General features: G+C 40.4%; 5 protein-coding genes. 1 reads left to right on the forward strand and 4 read right to left on the reverse strand.

The features are described 5' to 3' along the window. The first annotated feature begins 182 nt into the window (after window positions 1–182). Window positions 183–2,597, forward strand: a complete 2,415-nt coding sequence (locus L1283_RS16055; RefSeq protein ID WP_088162773.1) for an alpha-ketoacid dehydrogenase subunit alpha/beta — start codon at window positions 183–185, stop codon at window positions 2,595–2,597. 61 nt (window positions 2,598–2,658) lie between these two features. On the opposite strand, the gene L1283_RS16060 is transcribed toward L1283_RS16055, so the two are convergent. The 4 genes from L1283_RS16060 to L1283_RS16075 form a co-directional block, all read right to left on the reverse strand. Continuing rightward, complete coding sequence (locus tag L1283_RS16060; RefSeq protein WP_145328704.1) at window positions 2,659–3,513, reverse strand: ROK family protein; 855 nt, start codon at window positions 3,511–3,513, stop codon at window positions 2,659–2,661. Further along, window positions 3,500–4,606, reverse strand: coding sequence for a chorismate synthase (gene aroC, locus L1283_RS16065; RefSeq protein ID WP_075993987.1), 1,107 nt, complete (start codon window positions 4,604–4,606; stop codon window positions 3,500–3,502). The genes L1283_RS16060 and aroC overlap by 14 nt, the downstream gene beginning before the upstream one ends. A 204-nt stretch (window positions 4,607–4,810) precedes the next feature. Further along, window positions 4,811–6,061: a 3-phosphoshikimate 1-carboxyvinyltransferase gene (gene aroA / locus L1283_RS16070; RefSeq protein WP_145328702.1), complete on the reverse strand. Its 1,251-nt coding sequence runs from the start codon at window positions 6,059–6,061 to the stop codon at window positions 4,811–4,813. Beyond that, entirely contained in the window at window positions 6,061–7,173 is a 1,113-nt protein-coding gene (locus tag L1283_RS16075; RefSeq protein WP_046671824.1) for a chorismate mutase, read from the reverse strand. Before L1283_RS16075 ends, aroA begins: the two co-directional genes overlap by 1 nt. Window positions 7,174–7,323 lie beyond the last annotated feature (150 nt).

Consider the following 7,323-nt stretch of genomic DNA (forward strand, 5'->3'; position numbering starts at 1 on the left):
GTGTTTTTGCCTGCTTATAGGAATTAAAAATCTGTAAAAATTAGGATTTTTTGTCAAAAAGTACTAATTTGAGAAATTAGAATATTCTATTTCAAATCTGAGTTATTGATTATCAATTTATTTGATAAACACCAATTATATAGAATAATATTTTTGTTAAATTTGTTGAAACAAAAAAGAATATGTTTGATACTGCATTTGACCAAAACAATGAATCTATTTCCACTTTGAGCTTTGACGAGTTCAAAAAGATTATTGTGAATGATTATCGAACTGCCTTAGAAAGTCGTTACGTGAGTTTATTGGGACGTAAAGAAGTGCTTACAGGTAAGGCTAAGTTTGGTATTTTTGGCGATGGAAAAGAATTGGCACAAATCGCGATGGCTAAAGTTTTCAGAAATGGGGACTGGCGGTCGGGATATTACCGTGACCAAACATTTATATTTGCTTCTGGCATCAGTGATGTCTACCATTTTTTCTCTCAATTATATGCCCATCCCGATGTCGAGGCAGATCCTTCTTCTGCAGGAAGGCAAATGAACTGCCATTTTTCGACTCGTGTTGTGGACGACCAAGGGAACTGGTTGGATCAAATGGTTCAGAAAAACTCGTTTTCAGATATTTCGACCACCGGTGGTCAGATGGCAAGATTGCTGGGCTTGGGCTTGGCTTCTAAGTTGTATAAGCAGAATAGAAATTTAGACTACCTATCTTATTTTTCAAATAGAGGAAATGAAGTTGCATTCTGCACTATCGGAAATGCAGCGACTTCTGAAGGTGTATTTTTTGAAGTTATTAATGCCGTAGGTGTTCACCAGATTCCAACAGTGATTTCTATTTGGGATGATGGATATGGGATATCTGTGCCCAATGAAATTCAGACAACAAAGGGAGATATCTCAGAAGTCCTCAAAGGTTTTCAGAAGGAAGAACTGACAAACGGAATTGAGATATTCAAAGTGAGAGGATGGGATTATGCGGGTTTATGTGAAACGTACGAACAGGCTGCCCATATTGCGCGCGAGAAACATATTCCATGTTTGATTCATGTGACCGAATTGACGCAGCCTCAAGGACATTCTTCTTCAGGTTCACACGAACGGTATAAATCGCAAGATAGATTACAATGGGAAACTGACTTCGATTGTCTAGCGAAAATGAAAGAATGGATCTTAAGTTCTGGTATTGCTACCATAGAGGAATTGGATCAATTGGATCAACATGCCAAAGACCATGTTCGTCAAGAACAAAAACGGGCTTGGGCCGATTATATTAAAACGTTGAGTATTGAAGCTAGGGAAGCCATTGATTTACTTCAGGGTATTCCAAATGAGCGGGCTGATTTTGCGTCAAAGAAATTACAATCGATGGTTGAGCCTTCTTTGAAAGAGGTTTACGGCCAGGTTCGCAAGGTATTGCACGAGCTTAAAGGTCAGCATAGTGATGGGCGCCAGCAATTGTTAAATTGGTATAAAGAGAAGCAGGAACTGAATGAGAAACGTTATAATTCGAAATTATTTACAGATGGTGTAGATTCACCTGCTCATGTGACGGTCGTACCTGCAGTCTATAGTGAAGAAGCTAAAGTGGTCGATGGACGTGAGGTTTTGAATCTATGTTTTGAAGAGAACTTTAGACGTGACGAAAGACTATTAGCATTTGGAGAGGATGTCGGTAAGATTGGAGATGTGAATCAAGGTTTTGCAGGTTTACAAGAAAAGCTTGGTGTGCATCGCGTGTTTGATACCGGTATTCGGGAGAATTCAATTATAGGAAAAGGATTGGGTTTGGCAATCCGTGGACTTCGTCCAATTGCTGAGATCCAATACCTGGATTACCTAATCTATGGAATTACGGTAGCAAGTGATGATTTGGCAAGTTTAAGTTACCGCACCTTTGCTGGTCAGAAAGCACCATTAATTATTCGTACACGTGGCCATCGATTGGAAGGTATATGGCATTCGGGCTCACCTATGTCGGTAATTTTAGGATCCTTGAGAGGTTTGCATGTATGTGTGCCGCGTAATATGACACAGGCAGCAGGCATGTATAATACGTTGTTCCGCTCTGACGAACCGGCTATTGTTGTCGAATGTCTGAATGGGTATCGTCTAAAAGAGCGTCTACCAGAAAACGTCGGTGAATTTACGGTACCAATCGGTTATGCCGAATGTGTTAAAGAGGGAAGCGATATTACTGTAGTATCCTATGGTTCAACGTTACGTGTTGTTGAAGAAGCGGCTGTGGAACTGGAGCGCTTGGGGATATTCATCGAAATTATTGATGCACAGACATTGCAGCCTTTTGACAAAGGAAAACTTTGCGCCGAATCGCTGAAGAAAACAAATAAACTACTTATTGTAGATGAGGATGTACCTGGTGGGGCTTCAGCTTTCATCTTACAAGAGATCTTAGAGAAACAAAATGGCTACTATCTATTGGATAGTCAGCCGAGAACACTGACTGCAAAAGCACATCGCCCACCATATGGTTCCGACGGGGATTATTTCTCGAAGCCATCTTCTGACGATGTTGTCGAGACAGTGTATGCAATTATGCATGAAGCTAATCCAGAAAAATATCCATCTATGTTTTAATAGATGGATACTTTTTTGCTTGACTAAGCTAAATATTCCAACGGGTGGGATGATTCTTTTCTTAATTGAATATACTCGCAGCACCAATCATAGCTGCTTTTTCACCAAGTATTGCGGTGTAAATTTGAAATCTTTCAAATTCTTTTCGGTCACCAATGAAAATAGGTAGCGCCTTAGCGATATTGCCACCGATTATAAATATTTCAGAAGAATGTTTCTCTGCGAAGAACTGCATAAAATCAAAGAGATGTTTAGCATACTCATCTTTGATGACTTGAAATTCCTCAGTTTCCCGATGATTATCTAAAATCTCCTTAAGTCCCGTAACATCTTTTCCTGCTACTTCTTTGAAACGTTTGACGAACCACCGTGTGACAAGAAATTCTTCGAAAATACAATCTTCATAAGGGCTGTTCCATAGGGCGGCATCAAAGGCCTTCTCACCTTTATTCCATACCGCAGATCCAAGTCCAGTACCCAACGTAATTCCTAATATCCGGTTGTTTGTTTGCAAGTTCTGTACGAATATTTCACCTTGTAGGAAGGCTGCTGCGTCATTGATAAAGTGAATAGACGTAGGCGAAAGTCCCAATTCTTCAGCTAAAAGAGTTTTGACATCTTTATTGTAAAGATTGTCGTACTTGCTTTGTCCCTGTATTTTAGATATTCCATTTTCGTAATCAAAGGGGCCCGGCATAGCAATGCCGATGAACTGAATTGGAGCAGGAGAAGTGGCGATGATATCGCGTATAGCTGATTCCCAGGTTTGTAAAATCGTTTTAGCATCTCCTTGAGAAAAAACGTGGTTTCTGGCCACGTTTTCTAAGTATATATTCCATTGTTTTGTGTCAATGATACAGGCAGAAATATGTGTGCCTCCAATATCAACACCTACGACATAATTATCTTGCAGCATGTTTGTAACTTTGATTTTTAAGTAGATGATCCGCGATTACAAGTGCTGCCATAGCTTCCACAATAATTACTGCTCTCGAAACAACACAAGGGTCATGTCTTCCCTTGCCACTTGCAATAGCAGGGTTGCCATGGATATCCACTGTTTCTTGATCTCTCATGATAGTGGCAACAGGCTTAAATGCTACTTTAAAAGTAATATCCATACCATTTGAAATCCCTCCCTGAATCCCTCCAGAGAAGTTGGTATGTGTGTGCACTCGATTTAAATCATGGTCATCTGCTACAAATATATCATTATGTTCGGAACCTCGCAACTCCGAACCTGCAAAACCTGAACCATATTCAAAACCATGTACAGCATTGATGCTCATCATTGCTTTTGCAAGGTCTGCATGGAGCTTATCAAAGACCGGGTCGCCTAAACCAACAGGGACATGTCTGATGACAGCCGAAATACGTCCGCCAACCGTGTCACCCGCTTTTCTGACCGAGTCGATAAACTCAACCATTTCATTTGCTGTTGCTGGATCTGCACAACGTGCAATGTTAGCTTCCCGTAATTCAAGCAAAGCTTTTAGATCTTTGGTATCTACATTTGGTGCCTCGATGGTGCCTACCCCCGAAACGTGGGCAAAGATTTCTATGCCAAATTGATTCAGGAAGCTTTTTGCTACTGCACCTGCAGCAACACGGGCAGCGGTTTCCCTCGCCGAAGACCGTCCACCACCTCGATAGTCACGGATACCATATTTCATCTGATAGGTGAAATCAGCATGGGAAGGTCTGAAGATATCTTTGATATGTGTGTAATCTTTCGAACGCTGGTCTTCATTTGGAATAACAATTGCTATTGGTGTTCCCGTTGATTTCCCCTCGAATACGCCAGATAAAATCTGTGCGGTATCACTTTCTTTTCTTTGTGTCGTGATCTTAGATTGACCTGGTTTACGTTTATCGAGCTCAGACTGGATAAATTCCTCGTCTATTGTTATATTTGAAGGGCAACCATCAATAATTACACCTATAGCTTTGCCGTGTGATTCGCCAAAAGTGCTAATTCTGAATAAATCGCCAAATGAATTTCCTGCCATAAAAATTAAATTTCAATAAACTTAGATAAATTTGCCTTTAAATGCAATTCTAAAGCACCAGACTGACTACAAATTTATGGATCTGTAACTCGTATATGGCCTAATAGATTACATCACAATTTTCTGTCCCAGGCTAAAGGCTATCTGGGAGATTGAATAATAAAACAGAGATTAATGTTAATGTTAATCCCTGTTTTTAATATGTTAGTCAATTACAAAAGCTTGCGCTTGTAAATGTTTCCAAAAATCAGGATATGATTTTTCTACAACTTGAGGTTCAGCAATCTTGATTTGGTCAAAAACTAAAGCCAGCGGCGCAAATGCCATCGCCATACGGTGATCCTCGTAAGTGTCGAAGGTCACATCTTCAGGCTGATATACCTGTGCTGTTTTCAGGTGATAAGTATCACCATCTTCGATCAATTCAGCACCGAACTTTGCGATTTCGGTCTGTAACGCAGCGATACGGTCGGTCTCCTTAATCTTTAAGGTTTCTAGACCTGTAAAGGAAACATCACGTTTTAAAGCTGCTGCGACAACGACTACTGTTTGCGCGAGATCAGGACATTCTTTAAAGTCGAACAACGTTTTGTCTGAATTGATTTCTTTTTTATTTAAATGCAATCCATCCGATTCAAAGCTCGAATAAACACCAAAATGCTCCATAATGTCTGTGATGGCAATATCGCCCTGTAAACTATGTTGTCTTAGTCCGGGCAATACAATCGATGCAGTTGCGTCGGCTAGTGCTACAATAGCATACCAGTAGGATGCTGCGCTCCAATCTGGCTCGACATATATGGTTTGCTTTTCGAATTCTTGCGGTGCAATTTTAATCGCATTCTCCGTCCATTCATGTTGGATCCCGACACTTTTAAGCATATCTAAGGTCATGGATACATAAGGTCTGGAAGTTAATTCGCCTTCAATCTCTAACGTAAGTCCCTTTTTTAATGCCGGAGCAATTAATAGCAAGGCCGATATGTATTGACTGCTGATATTTCCTTTGATCTTAACACGGTCTTTTCCTTGAAATAATCCACCTTCAATCTTCAAAGGAGGGTACCCTGCCTTTTTTTCATAATGGATTTCGGCGCCAATTTCTTTCATGGCATCAACCAATATTCCGATTGGACGCTGTTGCATACGCTCTGTCCCCGTCAGGATGAAATTGCCTTTAACAAGGTTGAGGTAAGCTGTAAGGAAGCGCATTGCCGTTCCCGCAGGACCTATGTCAATCGTATTATAACCGGGTTGCGGTTCTGATGCGATTTGCAATACGCGGTTTAGGGTAACTGTATCTGCAGCCTCAGAGAGGTTGGCTATTTCAACTTGTCCTTTACTTAACGATTGGATAATAAGAGCACGGTTGCTCTCAGATTTTGAACCTGTGAGTTGGACCGTGCCCTGTATCTTTTTTGAAGGATGCGTCAGCGTGATGACTTGTTGATTCATTATGCTTCTGCTGTTGGTTGCTCCTGAGTATTCATGACCGCATTTTGTTTGCGGATAGATTCGTTGTGAATTAATTCCAGGAATTTCGTCGCAAATTCGCTACCCAAAGAAAGCGCTTCCGCTAATTTTGTGCGTTTTTGAACAATTTCATCCCAACGGTTAACTTGCAAAATTGTCACGTTGTTATCGCGTTTGTATTCCCCGATTTTCTCAGCTATTTTCATGCGTTCACCAATTTTTTGGATGATCAAATCATCTAATTTGTCGATGTTGCTACGCAATTCTGCTAATTTATCTTCGAATGAAGGATTGTCAGAAGCTGCTTTACGTAACGTCAAGTGGTCGATCAACTCGGCCAATGCAGCTGGCGTTACTTGTTGTTTTGCGTCAGTCCAAGCGACAGATGGATCAATATGTGATTCGATAATCAATCCTTGCATATCCATATCCATTGCTTTTTGTGCGATGTATGGTAACAATTCGCGGTTTCCACAAATGTGACTTGGGTCGTTGATAATCGGTAGATTAGGACAAGCAGTTTTTAACTGAATCGCTAAATCCCACATCGGTTCATTACGGAATGCTGTTTTCTCGTAAGAAGAGAAACCTCTATGAATAGCACCTAATTTTTTGATTCCAGCACGGTTGATACGTTCCAATGCACCGATCCACAACGATAAATCTGGGTTTACAGGGTTTTTAACAAATACTGGAATATCTACACCTTGTAAAGCATCAGCAATTTCTTGCACGGTAAATGGATTGGCAGTTGAACGTGCACCTACCCATAGTACATCCACACCAGCAGCCAAAGCTTCTTCCACGTGTTTTGCAGTAGCAACTTCAGTAGCTGTTAATAAACCTGTTTCTTCTTTCGCTCTTTTCAACCACTCCAAACCAATTGAACCGATACCTTCAAATTCTCCCGGACGAGTACGTGGCTTCCAGATACCAGCACGTAAAATATTTACTTTTCCGGTATTTGCCAACAAATGTGCTGTCGATACCAGCTGCTCTTCTGTTTCAGCACTACAAGGACCTGCGATAATTAAAGGTTTGTCTCCTGTGTCCAACCAAGATTTTAAAGGAGTGATGTCTAATGTATTTTTCATGTTAAGTTTGATTATCTATTTTAATATTGTATGCGTAAATTGTTAATTATAGTTTTTGACCTATTCCTTTAAGCAATAATCATATTATATTGTTCTGGTTTATGGCAGATCATCCGATATACTAGGTTGTCAAAAATATTCCCTTTCATA

The organism is Sphingobacterium sp. HSC-15S19 (genome assembly GCF_050433745.1).
In the GTDB taxonomy this organism is placed as follows: domain Bacteria; phylum Bacteroidota; class Bacteroidia; order Sphingobacteriales; family Sphingobacteriaceae; genus Sphingobacterium; species Sphingobacterium siyangense.

What these genes read in the sequence shown, in the direction of transcription:
- aroC (WP_075993987.1), bottom strand. Translation starts at nt 4,606, where the DNA reads ATGGCAGGAAATTCATTTGGCGATTTATTCAGAATTAGCACTTTTGGC.
- L1283_RS16055 (WP_088162773.1), top strand. Translation starts at nt 183, where the DNA reads ATGTTTGATACTGCATTTGACCAAAACAATGAATCTATTTCCACTTTG.
- L1283_RS16060 (WP_145328704.1), bottom strand. Translation starts at nt 3,513, where the DNA reads ATGCTGCAAGATAATTATGTCGTAGGTGTTGATATTGGAGGCACACAT.
- aroA (WP_145328702.1), bottom strand. Translation starts at nt 6,061, where the DNA reads ATGAATCAACAAGTCATCACGCTGACGCATCCTTCAAAAAAGATACAG.
- L1283_RS16075 (WP_046671824.1), bottom strand. Translation starts at nt 7,173, where the DNA reads ATGAAAAATACATTAGACATCACTCCTTTAAAATCTTGGTTGGACACA.